The sequence below is a fragment of the Paenibacillus sp. FSL M8-0334 genome, from assembly GCF_038000405.1.
Taxonomy (GTDB): domain Bacteria; phylum Bacillota; class Bacilli; order Paenibacillales; family Paenibacillaceae; genus Paenibacillus_AQ; species Paenibacillus_AQ campinasensis.
Genome location: NZ_JBBOCH010000001.1, coordinates 1,654,497 through 1,673,518, shown reverse-complemented (window position 1 = coordinate 1,673,518; position 19,022 = coordinate 1,654,497). Strand labels below are relative to the sequence as shown.

The 19,022-nt window shown below is 52.6% G+C and carries 14 protein-coding genes and 1 tRNA gene; 10 read left to right on the top strand and 5 right to left on the bottom strand.

The genetic code is table 11. The features are described from left to right. The first annotated feature begins 201 nt into the window (after window positions 1-201). Window positions 202-750: an NADPH-dependent FMN reductase gene (gene ssuE / locus MKX64_RS07275; protein ID WP_095399080.1), complete on the top strand. Its 549-nt coding sequence runs from the start codon at window positions 202-204 to the stop codon at window positions 748-750. A gap of 81 nt (window positions 751-831) precedes the next feature. After that, window positions 832-1,422, top strand: a complete 591-nt coding sequence (locus MKX64_RS07270) for an AAA family ATPase (protein WP_095399076.1) — start codon at window positions 832-834, stop codon at window positions 1,420-1,422. A 415-nt stretch (window positions 1,423-1,837) separates the two neighbouring features. On the opposite strand, the gene MKX64_RS07265 is transcribed toward MKX64_RS07270, so the two are convergent. Next, window positions 1,838-3,097 (bottom strand): cytochrome P450, encoded by a 1,260-nt coding sequence (locus MKX64_RS07265; RefSeq protein ID WP_341035597.1) that lies wholly within the window; start codon window positions 3,095-3,097, stop codon window positions 1,838-1,840. A gap of 259 nt (window positions 3,098-3,356) precedes the next feature. On the opposite strand from MKX64_RS07265, the gene MKX64_RS07260 reads away from it, so the two are divergent. Further along, window positions 3,357-4,127, top strand: a complete 771-nt coding sequence (locus MKX64_RS07260; RefSeq protein ID WP_413773591.1) for an AAA family ATPase — start codon at window positions 3,357-3,359, stop codon at window positions 4,125-4,127. 168 nt (window positions 4,128-4,295) lie between these two features. On the opposite strand, the gene MKX64_RS07255 is transcribed toward MKX64_RS07260, so the two are convergent. Together MKX64_RS07255 and MKX64_RS07250 are read right to left on the bottom strand one after the other, a co-directional pair. Continuing rightward, the gene (locus MKX64_RS07255) at window positions 4,296-5,327 is read right to left on the bottom strand and encodes a ribonucleotide-diphosphate reductase subunit beta (protein ID WP_095265908.1); all 1,032 of its coding nucleotides are present in this window, start codon (window positions 5,325-5,327) and stop codon (window positions 4,296-4,298) included. Window positions 5,328-5,959: 632 nt separating this feature from the next. Then, window positions 5,960-8,293, bottom strand: a complete 2,334-nt coding sequence (locus MKX64_RS07250; protein ID WP_155617605.1) for a ribonucleoside-diphosphate reductase subunit alpha — start codon at window positions 8,291-8,293, stop codon at window positions 5,960-5,962. An 851-nt stretch (window positions 8,294-9,144) separates the two neighbouring features. On the opposite strand from MKX64_RS07250, the gene MKX64_RS07245 reads away from it, so the two are divergent. The 3 genes from MKX64_RS07245 to MKX64_RS07235 all read left to right on the top strand — a co-directional run bounded on the left by MKX64_RS07245 (window position 9,145) and on the right by MKX64_RS07235 (window position 10,940). Beyond that, entirely contained in the window at window positions 9,145-9,450 is a 306-nt protein-coding gene (locus MKX64_RS07245) for an MTH1187 family thiamine-binding protein (RefSeq protein ID WP_095265911.1), read from the top strand. Between the two features lie 111 nt (window positions 9,451-9,561). Then, window positions 9,562-9,633, top strand: a tRNA-Thr gene (locus tag MKX64_RS07240). An 848-nt stretch (window positions 9,634-10,481) separates the two neighbouring features. After that, window positions 10,482-10,940, top strand: coding sequence for an SAM-dependent methyltransferase (locus MKX64_RS07235; protein WP_095265912.1), 459 nt, complete (start codon window positions 10,482-10,484; stop codon window positions 10,938-10,940). Window positions 10,941-11,044: 104 nt separating this feature from the next. Here the strand turns inward: MKX64_RS07235 and MKX64_RS07230 are convergent, their stop codons facing one another. Both MKX64_RS07230 and MKX64_RS07225 read right to left on the bottom strand, forming a co-directional pair. Further along, window positions 11,045-11,167: a hypothetical protein gene (locus tag MKX64_RS07230; protein WP_255223038.1), complete on the bottom strand. Its 123-nt coding sequence runs from the start codon at window positions 11,165-11,167 to the stop codon at window positions 11,045-11,047. A 161-nt stretch (window positions 11,168-11,328) separates the two neighbouring features. Continuing rightward, window positions 11,329-11,787 (bottom strand): DinB family protein, encoded by a 459-nt coding sequence (locus tag MKX64_RS07225; RefSeq protein ID WP_095265913.1) that lies wholly within the window; start codon window positions 11,785-11,787, stop codon window positions 11,329-11,331. 312 nt (window positions 11,788-12,099) lie between these two features. Between MKX64_RS07225 and MKX64_RS07220 the strand changes: the two genes are divergently transcribed. The 4 genes from MKX64_RS07220 (at window position 12,100) to MKX64_RS07205 (ending at window position 18,991) form a co-directional block, all read left to right on the top strand. Next, window positions 12,100-13,845 (top strand): ABC transporter ATP-binding protein, encoded by a 1,746-nt coding sequence (locus MKX64_RS07220; protein WP_341035596.1) that lies wholly within the window; start codon window positions 12,100-12,102, stop codon window positions 13,843-13,845. Beyond that, window positions 13,842-15,677, top strand: a complete 1,836-nt coding sequence (locus MKX64_RS07215; protein ID WP_341035595.1) for an ABC transporter ATP-binding protein — start codon at window positions 13,842-13,844, stop codon at window positions 15,675-15,677. The genes MKX64_RS07220 and MKX64_RS07215 overlap by 4 nt, the downstream gene beginning before the upstream one ends. A 387-nt stretch (window positions 15,678-16,064) precedes the next feature. Further along, complete coding sequence (locus MKX64_RS07210) at window positions 16,065-17,639, top strand: catalase (protein ID WP_095265915.1); 1,575 nt, start codon at window positions 16,065-16,067, stop codon at window positions 17,637-17,639. 317 nt (window positions 17,640-17,956) lie between these two features. Continuing rightward, complete coding sequence (locus tag MKX64_RS07205; protein WP_196426401.1) at window positions 17,957-18,991, top strand: LacI family DNA-binding transcriptional regulator; 1,035 nt, start codon at window positions 17,957-17,959, stop codon at window positions 18,989-18,991. The last annotated feature ends 31 nt before the right edge of the window (window positions 18,992-19,022 follow it).

The window sequence follows — 19,022 nt, the reverse complement described above, 5'->3', positions numbered from 1 at the left end:
CACAGCCGGATATGTCCGTAAGGAAGGGGCGCGCAGGCGCCCGGTTTGTATTGACAATTGCCGCGGCAGATTGATACGATGAAATAAATCTGACAAGATTTCTATGAATTAACCATGTTGTTAGACGCGGATACAGGGACTTTGCAGGGTGAATGTAAGGTCTTTTTTTCTAGAATTCTTATGAAAACAGAGGTGATGAAGATGGCAAAAGCGGTCATCATTAACGGAAGTCCCACACCCGGTTCACGTTTAACGGCGGTGATGGCGCACAGTGAGCAGATGCTGACGAATGCCGGTTTCGAGGTGGAACGGATCGACGTATCCAGCCTGCCGGCTGAAGACTTGATACATACCAAATTTGAGAGCGAGTCGATTGTGAAAGCGAACGGTCTCGTAGCCGAAGCCGATGCGGTCATTGTGGCCAGTCCGGTATATAAAGCCTCGTTCACCGGCGTGCTCAAGACGTTCCTTGATCTGATCCCGCAGAAGGGATTGGCCGGCAAAATCGTGCTTCCCCTGTTTATCGGCGGCAGCCTCGCACATCTCTTGTCCATTGACTATTCCCTGAAGCCGGTGCTTTCGTCGATGGGAGCCCGGCACATACTGGGCGGTGTGTATGCGGTAGACGCACAGGTAGCCCGCACGGAGCAGGGAGGTTTCGATATGGATGAGGTGCTTGTGGAGCGGCTGAATGCCGCGCTGGACGAGCTGGTGCTGGAAACGCGGTACCGGGCTGAGCGCAACAGCTGATTTCCTTGGAAGCGAAGCATGAGCTTGTGAATTGGTGAAGTTTGACGAAGCATGGCATTGAGAAAACGGAGGGATACTACATTGCAGAAGCTGGTATTTTTTGTAGGAGTGGCAGGTACAGGCAAAACGACGGTAGCCAAAAAACTGGCGGCCCGAATTCCAGCGGCCTTTCTGGATCGGGATACGGTAGGCGGACGTTTCGTGGAGAAGTTTCTGGAGAGCAACGGGCTTGACCCGAATGACCGCGACTCCTCCTTTTACAAGGAGCATCTGCGCGATCTGGAGTACGATACGACCAAAGACATTTGCATCGAGAATTTGAATGCCGGACAGAATGTGTTCATGATCTCGCCGTTTACGGCCGAGCTCAAAAACCGCGCCTGGATCGAAGAGGTCATCACATCCGCCGGCCTGACCAAGAACGAAGTGGATGTCAAAGTCATCGTCGTGACGCTGAAGGATATGGACCTGCAGAAGGAGCGGATCATTGACCGTCAGACCGAGCGTGACCAGTGGAAGCTGGACCATTGGGATGATTTCAAGAAACGGGTCGATTTTGTGCCTGAGATTAACTGGGACATTCCCGAGTCGGCGATCAAGGTATTCGACAATAGCGGCTCCTTGACGGAGGAGAAGGTGGAGGAGCTGTATCAGTTCATTGCAGCTGAGTAGGCATTTCCCGGGAAACGTTTGGGGACTTGTAAGGAACGGATTTTGTTATCCGGATACAATAAAAGAGCGTTCATGGGTGCACACCGCGAGTTTTCGGCACCATGAGCGCTCTTTTTTGGTTACAGCTCATCCCTTCGGCCCGCGTGCTTTCAGCGCGCGGCATCGGGTCCGGCCCTGCAAGCATCTAGGCATGCCCGACCTGCCGACCTGGCACGTGCCCACAGAGACACTCTGCGCACGGTGCAGAAATGGCTCTCCACTGCGCAGAGCCATAGGCAGCTGGTTCTAGTTCTATGCCGGTCTATTGTCCGTAATCCTCCCAGCCCGGCCCTGCCTGCGCCTGGGGTACGGCAAACCAAGCAGCCTTCCGCATCCACCTGGAACCTGTACATCAGCCGACGATCCGTAAGGCAGGTTAGCCGGGGCGGCGAAGCCGGATGTTGTTCATGATGAATCCGCTGCCCGGGAACGTTGGCATCCGGTTTAACGGATAGCTCAAATCCTGCTCAGGCAAGTCATACTCGATCCGGTTTACCAGAAAATCCAGGCTGGCTTTCATCACTTCAACCGTGACCCCTTCGCCGGGACAGCGATGCCCTTGGGCCGGATCGCCTCCGCCTTGAGGAATCAGGCGGTAAGGGTCTTCATTCCCGTTCCGAAACCGTTCCGGATCAAATACATCCGGTTGTTCCCAAATATCCGGGTCATGATGCATGCCGTAGATATCAAGGAGCACGAGCCGTCCTTCCTCGAACGCCACGTCCTTCCAGACGAAATCCTGCTTCACCCTGGCCCCGAGGAAAGGGGCAAAGGGATAATAGCGCCGCACCTCCTGAGCAAACATCTCACGTTCCTCAGGGCCGCCGGACGCGAGCTTGTCTCTCCAGACAGGATATTCATACAAAGCCAGGGCAGAGAAGGTGATGAAGGTGGCGATGGCCACGATTGGACGCAGGATGTTGATCAGCTCGATCGCGGCCATATGGTCATCCAGCGGCTGATCGTGCTCATCCCGATAATACGCGATGCGCCCCAGGGCCGACTCGCGATCCACCTGGAGATGCCCGGCCCGCACGTCCTCGATCATCTTCCGGATCCATGCTTCGGTCTTCGTTCGTGCACGTCTTCCTTTCCAGTGCCGGGGGCCGACAGCGCCGAAGGCATCGACCATATCATAGAAGTCCTCTGCGCGCGCCCGAACCTCCTCTTCCGGCAGCGGAACACCGGCCCAGCCGCACGCCACCCGGCATAACAGCGCCTTGGCTTCCTCAAACAGCATGATGCTGTCTTCCCGTTCCCACTGCGTCGCCGACGCAAGCCACTGCTCGGATACAAGCTCAGCCAGCCTGTGCTGGTGGCTGGGCGTCAACAAAGACATGAACAGGAGCTTGCGATGAAGATGTGACCCGCCGTCCATCGTTTGAATCGCATTGACACCGAACAGGGACTTCTGAATGCGCTTGGGAGCAGCTCCTTTTCGCTGGAATTTATCCGTATCGTAGAATAGTCTGGCGGCATCGTGCCCGTGCATGTAGATTACACGCTCCCCGAGCAGACGGCCTTCAAACAGGTTAGTATTATAGCGCTTGACCCGGTTCATAATGAACGAGTATCCCTCGGTCATGAGATCAAGACTGCTATCCAGGCTATGATCCTGCGGTAACGTATCTCTCATCCGAATATCTCCTTCGCCATATCGTTTATACCTTTTATGTATCCAATGGAGGATGCAGCGAATCTGGGAGGCTAGATTCGCTGCTCAGATCTGGAGCTGAGATCCATAGCCAGATCTATAGCCAGATCCATAGCCGAGATCCATAGCGGAGAGCCGCGTCCAGCTTCAGGCACTGCCGCTCTGGGCGTAAGCATCGTGAAGTTGGGCCGGCCTGGAAAATAAGCTATAGTAGAAGGAGGAAAGTGACGTTCTGTCACAAGTGGATTTCGTATGGAAGGAGGATGGGACAATCGATATTTCCAAATTGCATTCCTATTTGCGATCGGTGACTTTGCTGAAGGAGCGGGTTCCGGCATTTTCGGAATATCCGTTTAATCTGCCTGCCGTGTCTGCCCTCGATGAGCTTGAGTTTCATCCGAAGGTGACCTACATCGTAGGGGAGAATGGCATGGGGAAATCAACGGTGCTGGAAGCCATCGCGGCGGCGCTGGGGTTCAACCCGGAGGGCGGCACCCGAAACTTTAATTTTGCCACCAGGGAGTCACATTCCGAGCTGTACCAGTACCTTCGGACCGTGCGCGGCGTGCGCAAGCCGAAGGATGGCTTCTTCTTCCGGGCGGAGAGTTACTACAACGTGGCGACCGAGGTCGATGCCCTGCAGGCGTTTGGATCGTACGGGGGCAAATCTCTGCATGATCAATCGCACGGCGAATCCTTTTTCGCTACCTTTATGAACCGGTTCAGCGGACATGGGCTGTACATTATGGACGAGCCGGAAGCGGCATTATCCCCGTTCCGCCAAATGGCGCTGCTCCGGCGCATTCATGATCTGGTTCACGAACATTCCCAGTTCATTATCGCTACCCACTCGCCGATTATTATGGCCTATCCGGACGCCTGTATCTACAAGCTGACCCCGGAGGGCATTGAGACCTGTCAGCTGGAGGAAACCGATCATTATATGATTACGAAAGAGTTTATTAATAACCGCGAGGCTATGCTGCGGGAGCTGCTGTCTGATGACGATTGAAGCGCCCAGAGGAAACAAGAGCCTGCCCGCTTTACGTGATGCATTCATAACAAATAGAGCGATCATTCACGGTGTATTCCCCGATGAATGATCGCTCTATTCTATATATTGCGAAAGCTTAAGGATTCTACAAATCAACACACCTTATGCATCTTACCGTTTACCGACTTACAGATCATCAAAGCCGTTATCGTCCCCAACTTTACCATAGTTACGGGACTTCGCTTCGAAGAAGTCAGTCTTGGTCGCGTTAAGCGCCTCGTCGGAGAAAGGCTTGATCCAAGGCATGCAGTTGACGTCCACGCCTTCGTACGCTTTTTCCAGACCCATCATCGTAATGCGGCGGTTGGCGATGTATTTGATATAATCGGACAGCTCGCCAAGATCGATGCCGCGAACCTTGCTGAGCGTATAATGCGCCCAGTTCGTTTCGAGCTCTACCGCACGATCGATCGTACGGTATACGTAATCGATGTTCTCCTTGGTGTTCAGTTCCGGGAAGTCCTTCAGCAGCTGCTTGAACACTTCCGCGAAGAAGTAGCAGTGCTGGTTCTCGTCCCGCTGGATGTATGAAATCATCTGGCTGGTGGCCATCATCTTCTGATCGCGAGCCAGGTTGTAGAAGAACGCAAACGTACTGTAGAAGAAAACCCCTTCCAGAATCAGGTCAGCCACCATCGATTCAAAGAACGTCTGCGGCGTCGGATTGTCGCGGAATCCTTGATAGATGTTGGAGATGAACTGATTGCGCTCCAGCAGCACCGGATCATGCTTCCAGTATTCAAAAATCTCCTTCTGTTCCTGCTCGGAAACGATGGAGGACAGAACGTAAGAGTAAGATTGGTTATGCACAACCTCCTGCTGACCGATGATCGCGGAGATCGCTTCGAGAGACGAGTCGGTGAAATAACGCTTCACATCGCCGACAAACATCGTCTGCATGGAGTCGAGAACAGCAAGCAGGGAGATGTTGATTTTGAAGGTACGCTGTTCTTCCGGATCCAGAAGCGGAAACTGCTGTGCATCTTTGGACATCGGGATTTCATCCGCGATCCAGTGGTTCAGCAGCAACACCTTGTACAGCTTATACATATGAGGCATCCGAATGTCGTTCCAGTTCAGAATCCCTGAGCATTCACCTTCAATGATCCGAGTGGACCGGTTCGGCGCCTCGGTGTTGAATATTTTTTGCAATTGCATTCCCATTCTCTCCTTGCATTTATAGTAGGGCGGGTATCCGTTCTCCAGCCGCTGTTGTCCGCCCTTTGCTTGATTTATATAAAAGGGTGGCAAAGGGCTCCCAAAGGCGTCTTCCGCCCGGATACCCTTACCCTTGTAGTCTTTTTTAGTGAGTTGTTTCATGCCCTGCTTGGAGCCCCCAAGCAGGAAGTGGAAGATCCCCCCTCCGTAGCGCCCCGGTCCATGCACAAACGTAAAGCGAATCCCGAAGGGAGAGCGCTCCAAGCAGGAAGTAGAAGATCCCCCCTCCGTAGCGCCCCCGTCCATGCACAAACGTAAAGCGAATCCCGAAGGGAGAGCGCTCCAAGCAGGAAGTAGAAGATAACCCTCTCCGTAGCGCCCCCGTCTATGCACAAACGTAAAGCGAATCCCGAAGGGAGAGCGGGCCCTCCGCATCAGTAGCAGGACGAGGCACTCTCCAACTCTTCCGTCACCACGCCACATTCCAGCGTTCCCGAAGGGAGACAGCGCTCCGACCACCGCTAGTCACTCAGACGCGCCCCTCAACCTCACTTTTGCCCCATTTCCGGGTATCCAAAGGGCAGAGCCCTTGGGGCCCTCCCTTGGAAGGGAGGGTTTGGGTGGGTTCGATCTTAGCTGGCACACGACTCGCATTCTTCAATCGTCAGCGCACGGCTGCGTACATAGTAAGTCGACTTGAGACCGGCCTTCCAAGCGTGCAGATGCAGCTCCAGGAATTCAGACGCCTTGATGTCCGGACGAACATACAGGTTAAAGCTTTGCGCTTGGTCAACGTGACGCTGACGGGCAGCCGCCATTTTAATGGACCAATGCTGATCGATCAGGAACGCCGTTTTGTAGTACCAGATCGTTTTCTCGTTCAGATCCGGAGCCGGGTTCGCTACCTTGTAAGTCGTTTTCTCTTCGTAGGACAGAAGCTCGTACAGCGGATCGATGCTCGCCGTGGAGCCCGCGATAATCGAGGTGGAGCCGTTCGGTGCGATAGCAAACAGCCATGCATTACGGATACCGTTCTCTTGCACCTGCTTCTGAAGCTCGCGCCACTGCTCGGCCGTCACGAACTTGCCTTCATGCTCGCCATCAGTGTAGCCGCGGAACTCAAAGTATTTGCCGGACTCCCAGTCAGAGCCTTTGAACTTCGGATAATGGCCCTTCTCCTGAGCCAGCTCCATGCTGGATTTGATGAGCAGATAGTTAATGTGCTCGTACAGATTGTCGTTATATTCAACCGCCTCGTCGGACTCCCAGCGAATGCCTTCCAGGGCCAGCAGATGGTGCAGGCCGAAGGTTCCGAGACCGACCGCGCGGTACTGGCTGTTCGTATATTGAGCTTGCAGAACCTCAATGTTGTTAATGTCGATCACGTTGTCCAGCATGCGAACCTGGATAGGTACGAGACGCTCCAGCACACCAGCTGGTACTGCGCGAGCCAGGTGAATGGAATTCAGGTTGCACACAACGAAATCGCCAGGAATTTTCGAGATGACGATACGGGTCTGGCCGTCTTTTGTCACCAGCTCTTCCTGTTCTACGACAGTCGGAGACTGGTTTTGCATAATTTCCGTGCACAGGTTGGACGAGAAAATCATGCCGTGAGCCGAGTTCGGGTTCGCCCGGTTAACCGTATCACGATAGAACATGTACGGTGTTCCGGTTTCCAGCTGGGATTTCATAATCCGCTTCATGATGTCAATCGCCTGAACGGTAATCCGCGGCAGATCCGGGTTCGCGACGGCTTCGGCATATTTCTCACGGAAGGAGCCTTTGCCTTTCTCTTCGTCGTAGAAATCCTCCAGCCCGAGCGGACGGCCGTTCTCGTCTTTCCAGCCCATAATTTTCTTCACTTCATGCGGGCAGAAGAGACTCCACTCATCGCGGTTCTCAACAGCTTCCATGAACAGGTCAGGCAAGCATACGCCGTGGAACACGTCATGCGCTCTCATGCGCTCGTCACCGTTGTTCAGCTTCAGATCCAGGAACGACAAAATATCTTTATGGAATACATCAAGATATACTGCAATCGCGCCTTTGCGAGTGCCAAGCTGGTCTACGCTCACCGCAGTGTTGTTCAGCTGGCGGATCCAAGGGATGACGCCGGAGCTGGTGTTCTTGTGACCGCGGATATCGGAGCCGCGCGCACGCACTTTGCCGAGGTAGACTCCGATGCCGCCGCCCATTTTGCTGAGACGAGCAACGTCCGTGTTGGAGTCGAAAATACCTTCAAGCGAGTCGTCCACGGTGTCGATAAAGCAGCTGGAGAGCTGGCCTGCCACTTTTTTGCCTGCATTGGACATCGTTGGCGTAGCAGCTGTCATGTACAGGTTGCTCATTGCCCAGTACGCTTCTTTAACCAGCTCCACACGCTTGTCTGCTGGCTCGTTATGCATCAGATACATGGCAATGACCATGTAGCGTTCCTGCGGAAGCTCCATGACACGGCCGTCGAAGTCGGTTGCAAGGTAACGCTCAGCCAGCGTCAACAGGCCGATATAGTCAAACAGCAGGTCACAGCTAGGATCGATGAACTCACCGAGCTCATCAATTTCTTCTTTTGTATAGCACGTGAGAAGCTCCTCACGGTATATTCCTTTTTGAACCAGCTCGTTAATGAGCGGATAGAAGGCCCCGTACGGCTCTTCCGGGTAAGCTTTGTAGCGGCGGTTGTATGCTGCTTTTTTATATAAAGAAGTAAGGAATGAACGTGCGGCTGCAAACTTCCAGTTCGGTTCCTCCTTGGATACGAGCTCCAGGGCGGACATCGTAAAGGCGCTGCTGATTTCCTCGCCGGTCACCTGATCACCACGCAATTTTGCCTTAACACCACGAAGAAGACGTTCTTTATCGAGCGCCTCCAGGTCCTTCAGAATCCGGTCGGCATAGACAGACAAGCGGATTTCATCAAAGGCAAGTTGACGGTTGTTCGGTTTAACTACCAGTTGTGGCATAAATAATTCCTCACTTTCTGGGGGGAAGTTATAAAAAATAAAGATGAAATAAGATGAAAAAAACATTTTCGAAAGCCAAAAGTGGCTTGAAAATGTCCATACGCTGCGATTCTCAAGCGGAGAAAGCCAAAAAGAGGTTGGCAGTCTGGTATGTACAGGCGCGCAAGTATACGGACACTTTCCCAGATGAACCAGTAGGAATCGGTGTCGGGTATACAGGCAAGTCTCCTGACTTGGGTTATGCAAGATTGGTGTCTTCCGAGCGTGGATCTCGTCAGCTAACACAGCAGGTTGCCCAGCTGCTTGGCCGCTTCCTTGAGCAGCCGCAAGCCTACACAGTGGCGCTTCGCGGTCGATTCTCCCTATCTACCTTACTTGGGCTAGATCGACTGGTAGGCTGCCTTAGCACCTGTATACACTATATTTGGTTACCGCTTCTATAATGTAACCCAATATATTGTGTTTGTAAACAACCAACTTAAAATTAGACGCATTGAGAATTATAGCAAACGAGCCCCAATCACGCCACTATTTGATTCGGTAAATGGCTGTAACATTCCCCCAATTGTGAGCAAATGCGACGATTTCTTCGCTGATTCCGCCTATATTATCATTTGACCAAACCTGCAAAAAATGATGCCAAAGTCATGGTGCAAGCACCGGTGTATTTGCGTATAAACTCATTGCAAAAGATGAGTCGATGGGATTGTTTTTATATAAAGGGTAGTGGACCAGGACATCCAATATGGGAATGAGCTCGTCTATAATAGGAATCGGATAAAGATTGAATGTTGTAAAATACAGAAAATTGAAATAATAATACAAGTAATGCAATAAAGGAGGTTGTGGTGATGGCAATCGCGGAGGTAACGGTGATACCGATCGGAACCGCATCAACGAGCTTGAGTTCATACGTTGCTGAAATGCAGCGTGTCCTGGAGCAGCAGGACGGCATTACCTACGAGCTCACCTCGATGAGCACCATTATTGAAGGAGAGCTGACATTTGTATGGCGGGCGATTGAGGCTTTGCATGAGGCGCCTTTTCTGTCCGGGGCGAAGCGGGTATCCACTTCGGTCAAAATCGATGACCGCCGGGACCGGGCCTCGTCCAGCAAGCAGAAGCTGCAGTCGGTGCAGGAGAAACTGGGCGGCTGATCAAGCTAAACCCGGGGTTTATCCGGTCTATTTTTCTTCACGGAAAAGGTATTGCATTTTCGCACCAAAGTATTATAATAATTTTTGTTGTTTCGGCGAGAAGCAACGCCTGCTGGTGTAGCTCAGGGGTAGAGCAACGCACTCGTAATGCGTAGGTCGGGGGTTCAATTCCCTTCACCAGCATTGTACGTTAATACCGCGCAAAGTCAGCGTTGAATGTACTGTTAGGGTTGTCGGTAGGGCTACGCACTCCCCGCCATAAAACGGACGAACGTCGGTGCTAATTTGCGTCAAAATACGGAGCCTTCTACGAATAACGTAGAAGGTTTTTTATTATGGGGACAGACCCGCGTGAAGGGTTCTTTTTCGTTTTATGCTCAGAGGAAGTATAGTAAAATATAGCCATTATCTAAACTGTTCACTGTGCGAGACGGAGAATCCTCTGCCAAGTTTATAGGATTTCTTAACGGCATCTTTATACAACTCCCACTGTAATATCAGAAATGTGAATTCTACGGAGAATAGCATGGGATGGGAGACTACGGTATCATCACGCAGCGTGTACGTTTAAATATGCGGAGTAAAATCTGCTAAAAGACGGTCGATTACATGTATTGGGGAACTTTTGAATATGATTCGGCTCAATTCTGCCTAAATGGTCACATAGCTAATGGTACTATCAAACGCTACGCATCACACGCTAAGACATTCTGTGATTATTAGGACATCCTTTCAGTTCACACTGATTCTCATTAAGCACCTTCGGGTGCTTTTTCTTTTTCTCGGATGACGAAAATATAAGCCTGCTTGCGAGTGTGTTTACCCTAGAACGAACCTAACACAAAATACTGAGAAGCTTCTACATATATGCTGCGAGTGCTGCGAGTAATTATTGTATGTGATTATATTTACCAATCGTAACCACCCCAAACAGAACCTCAATTCATGTTATAATCTGGAAGAGTCGGATCCCCGATTCTTTTTCCATGTATCATGATAGTAAATGCTAAGTGACTGAAGGAGGACGCGTGATGTTTGAAATGCAGCCGATTGGAACGGTCTACAATGAAAGAAAAGCGGTAGAGGATGATCACTGGGGAAATATCATTTCCGAGATCAAACTTGATGATCATTGGGAGGAAAGCTGTCTGGATGGCATTGAAAGCTTTAGCCATTTGGAAATTTTCTATAGGTTTCATCTTGTGAAAGACGAAAGCATTCAATACACGGCCAGACATCCGAGGAATAACGAAAGCTTCCCCAAGGTGGGCATCTTCGCACAACGTGGCAAGAACCGTCCTAACAAGCTGGGGGCAACGATGGTGGAAGTGGTCAGAAGAGAAGGGCGCTCGGTGTTCGTGAAGGGGCTTGACGCGATTGACGGCACCCCGGTTGTGGACATCAAGCCTGTGATGAAGGAGTTTCTTCCGAAGGGCGACATTAGACAGCCGGACTGGGCTACCGAAATTATGAAACGCTACTGGGAGTAACCACAGGGATATAGCAGGGTGCGACATTACTCTGAGCATGACAGTAAAAAAAGTGACCGCTACAGCTACAGAGCTTTAGCGCGATCACTTTTTTTGCTGATGCCTCATTTCAGCAGCTTCATAATCCACCGCGGTATATAGGTTACCGCTTCTAAAATGATGGTGGTGTAATCGCCCCATCGTTCCACCCACGCTCTGTTAAACTTTCTCCAGTTCCACTTCATCATCTCATCCCCTTGCTTTGAATTGGATGCAGCAGGTTCGTAGAAGATTGACATTATTCTATTCATATCCATACGTAGATTCAAATAGAAGGTGGCGGAAAAAAGACCGCTTCGTCCTCACCCAGCCTGAAGAAATGTTTACGACTTACAGCACTGCTATACAGCTAGAACAGTGGACCGCCAAAGCCATTTAACCGGGCGATGAGGCCGATTTGACCGATGTGATACGTCTCATGGTCATAGATATGATGGAAGATCCAGCGCATCGTTGGCGGGGATGGCGGCTGCCATCCATCTGAGTAAGTCGGCAGGGGGAGGACGGGATCGGATTCGCTGAACTTGAGTGAGTCAAGCACACGATCGGTTCGATGCCGGATATCGATATAGGCTTGAAGCAGCTGCTCGGGGGTGTCCAGTTTTCCGGGTAGCGTTAACTCCCCTTGCAGCCCAATGACATGAATCCAATCGTCCTCGCTGCGAGCGATATGTTCGATGATCCATGCAATGGAGTTCGGATGGTCGCGATGCACCGCATACCATTGGTCCTCGCTGAGCAGCTGCAAATAAGGAATAAGCACTTTACGAGCATCGTTGCGATAAGGAAAGAAACTTGAAAGGTTCATCTTTAGTCTCCTGGGAATATGATTTGAGTCTCATTCTATCAAATGAACACGGCAAAGTCACATAGCAAGATCACTTCTACAAAACCGAACGTATGTGCTATAATGAATGGAAACCACTGGGGGGCGGTATGCCCTCCGCTCGGTAAAGGCTTCAACAGTCTCGCTTTAGCTGGAGCATCGATCGGAGAAAATGTTCATAATTATTTTTTACCTATTCAATGTTACCGGCTATCGTGTAGACTGATCATAATTTCGGCTTTATGACAACAAGGAGAGCCGGCACTATTTTGCATACATATGGGGGTGGGCGATATGCCCAAACAAGAGAAGCTGTCGATGTCATGGCTGCTTCGGTATTTAAAGCCGGTTAAGGGCAGGCTGACGATCCTGCTCATTCTGCTGCTGTCCTCCACCGGACTTCAGCTGATTCATCCGCAGATTATTCAACGCTTTATCGATTCGGCTGTCGGCGGGGATGGGATGCCCATCCTGCTTCGTCTTGCGGGCCTGTTCTTGATAGTGGCGGTGGTGAACCAGCTGATCACGGTAGCGGTCAGCTATCTCGGCAACGACGTATCGTGGCGGGCAACGAACCGGCTTCGCGGTGATTTGCTCAGGCACTGCCTGAAGCTGGATATGCGGTTTCACAACGTGAAAACGCCAGGGGAAATGATTGAACGGGTTGACGGAGATGTTACGAATATTTCGAACTTTTTTGCGATGTTTATTGTTCAGGTCATCGGAAGCTTTGTGCTGCTTGCAGGCATCCTAGGCTTCATGTTTACCGTTAATGTGCCGATCGCCCTGGTGATGACGGTATTCACACTTGCGGCGGTGCTGTTCATGATGTTTATCCGCAATCTGGGAGTGCAGTCCTCGAAGTCGGAGCGCGAGGCGAGCGCTTCACTCTTCGGGCTGATCGAGGAGCGCATTGCCGGAATTGAGGATGTTCAGGCCAACGGCCATGTGCCGTATGTGATGAATCGATTTCATCGCCTGATGCGTACGGTATTTCTGCGAGGGCGCAAAGCGTGGATGCTGCGTGTGGTGCCGTGGAATACAACCGTCGTGCTGTTTGCGCTGTCGGTGACGGCCGTGCTACTGCTCGGGGTGCACAACTACATTATTGGAGAACTCACGCTGGGCACCTTGTTTCTGATCTACCAATACACCCAGATGCTGAATGATCCGATTGAGATGCTTGGCGATCAGGTTCAGGAGTTCCAGAAGGCGAAGTCGGGCATGCTTCGTTCCAGAGAGCTGCTGGCGAATCGGAGCGAGATTGTGGACGGGGAGCTGGATGAGCTGCCGGAGGGTCCACTTGGCCTGGAGTTTGAAGGAGTTCACTTCCGTTATAACGAGGATAAACCGGTTCTGCAGGACGTTACGTTCACTGTGAAGCCGGGTGAGCGCCTGGGCATTATCGGGCGCACAGGCAGCGGCAAGTCAAGCCTCAGCCGGGTGCTGCTTCGTCTGTATAACATCGACCGCGGAGTCATTCGGGTCGGCGGAACGGATATCACGAAGCTGAAACTTCCTGCCCTGTATAAACGGGTGGGGATGGTGACGCAGGACGTGCAGCTGTTTGATGGGACGCTGCGCGACAATCTGACGCTGTTTAACAGCGACATTCCGGATGCGTATATATTGGAAACGACGGAGCAGCTTGGCCTGCGTCACTGGATTGACGAACAGCCCGAGGGCTTGGATACTCATCTGGCGGCGGGCGGCGCCTCGCTGTCTGCCGGGGAAGCGCAGCTGTTCGCCTTGACCCGGGTCTTTCTGACCCAGCCGAGTCTGGTCATTCTGGATGAGCCGTCATCCCGGCTGGATGCAGCTACGGAAAGCGTGCTTCAGGAAGCGGTAGAGCGATTGATGAGCCAGTGCACAGGGATCGTGATTGCCCACCGTCTTGCGACACTGGAGCAAGTGGACAAAATTATGGTGCTTGGCGATGGGCGGATTCTCGAATTCGGTGACCGCAAGGCGCTTGCGAATAACCCGGATTCACATTATGCCAGATTGCTGGCCAGTGGAAGAGAGGAGGAGCTTGCATGACGGTTGCCGGTTTTATCGGCCGTTTATTTCGGTTTCGGCCGCTGTTGTTTCTGATCAACGGCGTGCTGTGGTGCATATTCCATTCCCTGCCGCTGGCGATCGGCCTCGGGATGCAGTGGTTTTTCGACCGAGTCGCGGCGAGCACAGATACGACGCCATACATGTGGCTGGCTGTGCCGCTGATTATGATCGCTGCTGTGAGGCTTGTACGGGTCGGTGCGTTTTTTGCGGCGTTCTATGAATGGGTGACCTATATCTATCATATCCAGGCCATTCTGAGAACGAATATGCTGGCCGGCATTATGCGCTGGCCGGGACGCAACCTGCCGGCTTCGCCGGGGGAAGCGATGAGTCGGTTCCGCGATGATGTCGAGGAAGTGGTAGAGTATGTAGAATCATGGGTGGATTTCTGGGGGCGGTTCGTGTTTGCGGTCGTGTCCGTGATCATTATGGCTAATATTAACTGGCAGATTATGCTCGTATCCGTTCTGCCGCTCGTCATTGTTACAATGCTGAACAATCTGTCCGGCAACCGGGCGCGGCGTTATGGGCAGATGAACCGGGAAGCGACGGGGCGGATCACCAGCTTCATCGCGGAAACATTCGGTGCGGTACAGGCGCTGAAGCTGGGTCAGGCGGAGGATCGGGTACATGACCGTTTTGCCAAGCTGAACGAAGACCGGCGGCAGGCGGCCCTCAAGGACAATCTGTTCAAGCAGTGGATGAGGTCACTCAATCAGCATGTGATTGCGATCTCTACGGGACTTATCCTGCTGATGTGCGCATCCGAAATGCAGGCCGGGCGGTTTAGTGTCGGGGATTTCGCACTGTTCACGACCTATCTGGCCAACATCGGATTCAGTATCTCGCTGTTCGGTTACATGGTGTTTCAGCACAAGCGGCTCAAGGTGTCGTTTGACCGGATGCGGAAGCTGTTCCGGCCTGGCGAAGAGGACATGATCATGGAATTCAGGGAGACCTATCTGTCCAAGGAGCCGCCGCAGCCTGCGGTTTCCGTCAGGGAGCCACAGGACCGGCTGCAAAGTCTGGAGGTCAGCGGACTGTCCTACCGCTACCCGGGATCGGATAACGGGATTACCGATATCAGCTTCCAGCTGGAGCGGGGCAAGTTCCTCGTAGTAACCGGGCGCATCGGCTCAGGCAAGTCGACGCTCGTGCGGACCTTACTCGGCTTGCTGCCGAAGCAGGAGGGCTCCATTCGCTGGAACGGACATGAGGTGGATCCGGCGAGGTTCCTGATGCCGCCGAGAGCGGCTTATACTCCGCAGGTTCCGCGTCTATTCAGCGATACGCTCAGAGAGAACATTGTGCAAGGGAAACAGGGCGATGCAGAAGCGGAGCTTGCACGCTCGATCCGCCTGTCCGTCATGGATAAGGATATTCGCGATCTGGACCGGGGGCTTGAGACGTTTGTCGGGCCGAGGGGCGTTATGCTGTCAGGCGGACAGATCCAGCGGTCGGCGACAGCGCGGATGCTGATGACAGGCGCAGACTTGTACATTTTCGATGATCTGTCCAGCGCGCTGGATGTGGAGACAGAGCAGCAGGTGTGGGAAGGGCTGTTTCGGGAGCAGGACGTCACCTGTATTGCCGTATCCCACCGCCGGGCGGCATTGTCCAAGGCGGATCATATCATCGTCCTGAAGGACGGCCGGATCGAAGCGGAAGGCAGCCTGAATGAGCTCCTTGCCTCAAGCGAGGAGATGCGGCTGCTGTGGGACGGCGAGCTGTCGGACGAGAAGACGTCCGGTGAAAGCACGCCTGGTGTCCCGGACGCGCAAGATCCAGGCAAGGTGAAAGTGAATAGCTAAGTGAATCATTATGTGAAATATGAACGGCACCATATCCTATCATCATCAGTATATGACGGATCTAGCGGCCTTTCCCCGAGCCCGGGGGAAGGCCGCTTTTTAGATATGACAGGAGGTGATAATCCAAGTCAGAAGTATACCGGTTCGGAAGGGCGTTCTCTTCCGCCTCGAGATAGCCCCCGATCACTCCTGCTTAGGCAGAAAGGGTCGGGGCTTTTTTAGCTGCTGGTGGTTGATCCAAGCCTCCCTGTCCTTCGTGTTTATGGGCTGCCATCAACGATTGTCATGGGAAGGTTTAAATTTCGGACAATTAGTGTACTACTTGTAGTATAGATGCTAATAAACATAATCTAACAATCGAATCCCAAATGAGAGGAGCATTTTCACGTGGATGGTAACAAACCAAAGCAGGATGAGGACAATCTGACATTAACCACGAGACAGGGCCATCCGGTACGGGATAATCAAAATATCCGGACCGTTGGCAATCGGGGCCCAAGCACGCTGGAGAACTATCACTTTCTGGAGAAGATGTCGCACTTTGATCGCGAGCGTATTCCAGAGCGGGTGGTCCATGCGCGGGGTGCGGGTGCTCATGGCGTGTTTACCGCCTATGGCAAGGTAGGAGACGAACCGGTCTCCAAATACACACGTGCAAAGCTGTTCCAGGAGGCGGGCAAGGAAACGCCTGTTTTTGTGCGTTTTTCGACCGTTATTCATGGGGGGCATTCCCCGGAAACACTGCGTGATCCTCGCGGATTTGCTACCAAATTTTATACGGAGGACGGAAACTGGGATCTGGTTGGCAACAACCTGAAGATTTTCTTTATCCGTGATCCGCTCAAATTTCCGGATATGGTGCATGCCTTTAAACCGGACCCGATTACGAATGTTCAGGATATGCAGCGCTTCTTCGATTTTGTTTCAATGAGCCCGGAAGCGACCCATATGATTACCTTCCTGTTCTCGCCATGGGGAATTCCAGCCAACTATCGGCAGATGCAGGGTTCCGGCGTCAACACTTACAAATGGGTCAATGCGGAAGGCAAGGCCGTGCTGGTGAAATACCACTGGGAGCCGCTCAAGCAGGGCATCAAAAACCTGACCCAGGCCGAGGCGAATGAGATTCAGGCGAAGAGCTTCAATCATGCTACGCTTGATCTTTATGAAGCGATTGAGCGCGGCGACTATCCGGAATGGGAGCTGTGCGTTCAGATTATGGAGGACGGAGAGCATCCGGAGCTGGATTTTGACCCGCTGGATGACACGAAGCTGTGGCCAACGGACAAGTTTCCGTTCCTGCCAGTCGGCAAGATGACGCTCAACCGCAACCCCGAGGACTACTTCACGGAGGTGGAACAGTCTGCGTTCGGTACGGGCGTATTGGTGGACGGTCTGGACTTCTCGGATGACAAAATGCTGCAGGGCCGCACATTCTCCTACTCGGATACACAGCGTTACCGGGTAGGCGCCAACTATTTGCAGCTGCCGATCAATGCGCCGAAGACGCATGTGGCCACGAACCAAAGCGGTGGACAGATGCAGTATAAGGTCGATCGCGCGCCAGGCCAGAACCCGCATGTCAACTATGAGCCGTCTTCTATGGGCGGGCTTCAGGAGGCGCCTAAGCCAGGCAAAGACCATGAGCCGGAATATAACGCCAGACTTGTGCGTGAGCCGATTGACCGTCAGAACAACTTCGGTCAGGCGGGTGAGACGTATCGCTCCTTCGAGCCATGGGAGCAGGATGAGCTGATTGCGAACCTGGTGGATGCGCTCAGCCAGTGCAAGCAGGATATTCGCGAGCGGATGATTTCCTACTTTACCCAGGCCGATCCGGAATACGGACGCCGTGTAAAGGAAGGCCTGGAGAACGTGGGCGATATCGAAAGCGGCCAGATCGACCCGCAGCAGGGTGTCGATCTGTCGCATGAGAAAGGCAAGGAAGCTGATCCGTATTAAGCATCGGCTTAAATGAAACGTGAACCGGTACCGGTGATCATACCAACCCCACCGTCAGGGATATTCCCTGGCGGTTTTTGTCGTTTGCGGGAAGCACGGCGTTTACGTTTGTTTCCGTCATGGCAGCATCTGGACAAACCTTTGTTACAGCAACGATTCCACCTGAGACCATGCTTTTCTCAATGAAACTAGTTTACAAAATGAAGCAATAGTTATGCTGCAAATTTTACGGTGAATTGAACTAGATAAACATTCTGAAAACACGGGATTTACAAAACCAGTTTAATATGGAAAGCGAAGTGGAGGAAAATAATGTTATGGCAAACATGAGTGACGTAGCAAAAGATGCCGGTGTATCGAAGAGCACCGTATCCAATGTGTTTAGCGGGAAACGTTCGATCAGTGAGGCGGTGAGACAGCGGGTGCTTGAATCGGCCAATCGGCTGAATTACAGGCCCAATTACTTTGCGAGAAGCATGGTGACGAAGGAAACGCGAATTATCGGGCTGGTCATGGACAGCCGAAAGGTCAAGTTTAACCAGTACAACTTGTCGTTCATCAACGGCGTGCTCCGGGAATGCAGCTCGCAGGGCTACAGACTGTTGATCGATACACTCCCCAGCTCGTTCCGCAACAAGGTGACGCAGATGACTTCGGAGCCGGTAGACGGGGAGATCATTCTGGACCCGCTTACGGTGGACGAGCGTGTGGAGGAGCGGGTGAAGTCCGGACGGCTGATGACGATCATCGGGAAACCGCCGCGTAAATACGAAGCCGCGCTTCCTTATGTGAACAACGACAATGTTCAGGCAGCGGAAACGGCAACATCCTATCTGCTGGAGCTGGGGCATCGGAACATCCTGATGATTAATGCCGTGAAGAAGCATACCGTGAGCCAGGACCGCAAAGCCGGATTCATGCTGTCATACAGCAAGCGCGGCTTGTCGCCGGATGAGGAACTGATCGTGTATCGCGATGATGCTGTAAGCTCGGCGGAATTCGGATACCGCACGGTGATGAAATGGATGGAGAAGTTCCCGGATATTACGGCGGTGATTGCGGACACAGACCAGATTGCCCTTGGCGTATACCGGGCGGCGATGGAACTGGGCCTAAGCATACCGGATGACCTGTCGGTGATTGCGTTTAACAACGATACCGTATATCCTGGCGAATTCCATCCCCCATTAACGAGCGTGGAGCTCAATGGCGAGATTTTGGGGCAGGAGGCAGCCAAGCTGCTGATTGAGCAGCTGGTGGCCAAGAACAAGCTGGTGAAGCAGGTAACCATTCAGAGCAGGCTCGTGCTCCGGGCGTCCTGCGGCCCGATTAAGCAAGGTTTTCCCGTCTGACTTACCCTGCCCTGGTGGAGCAGCTCGACGT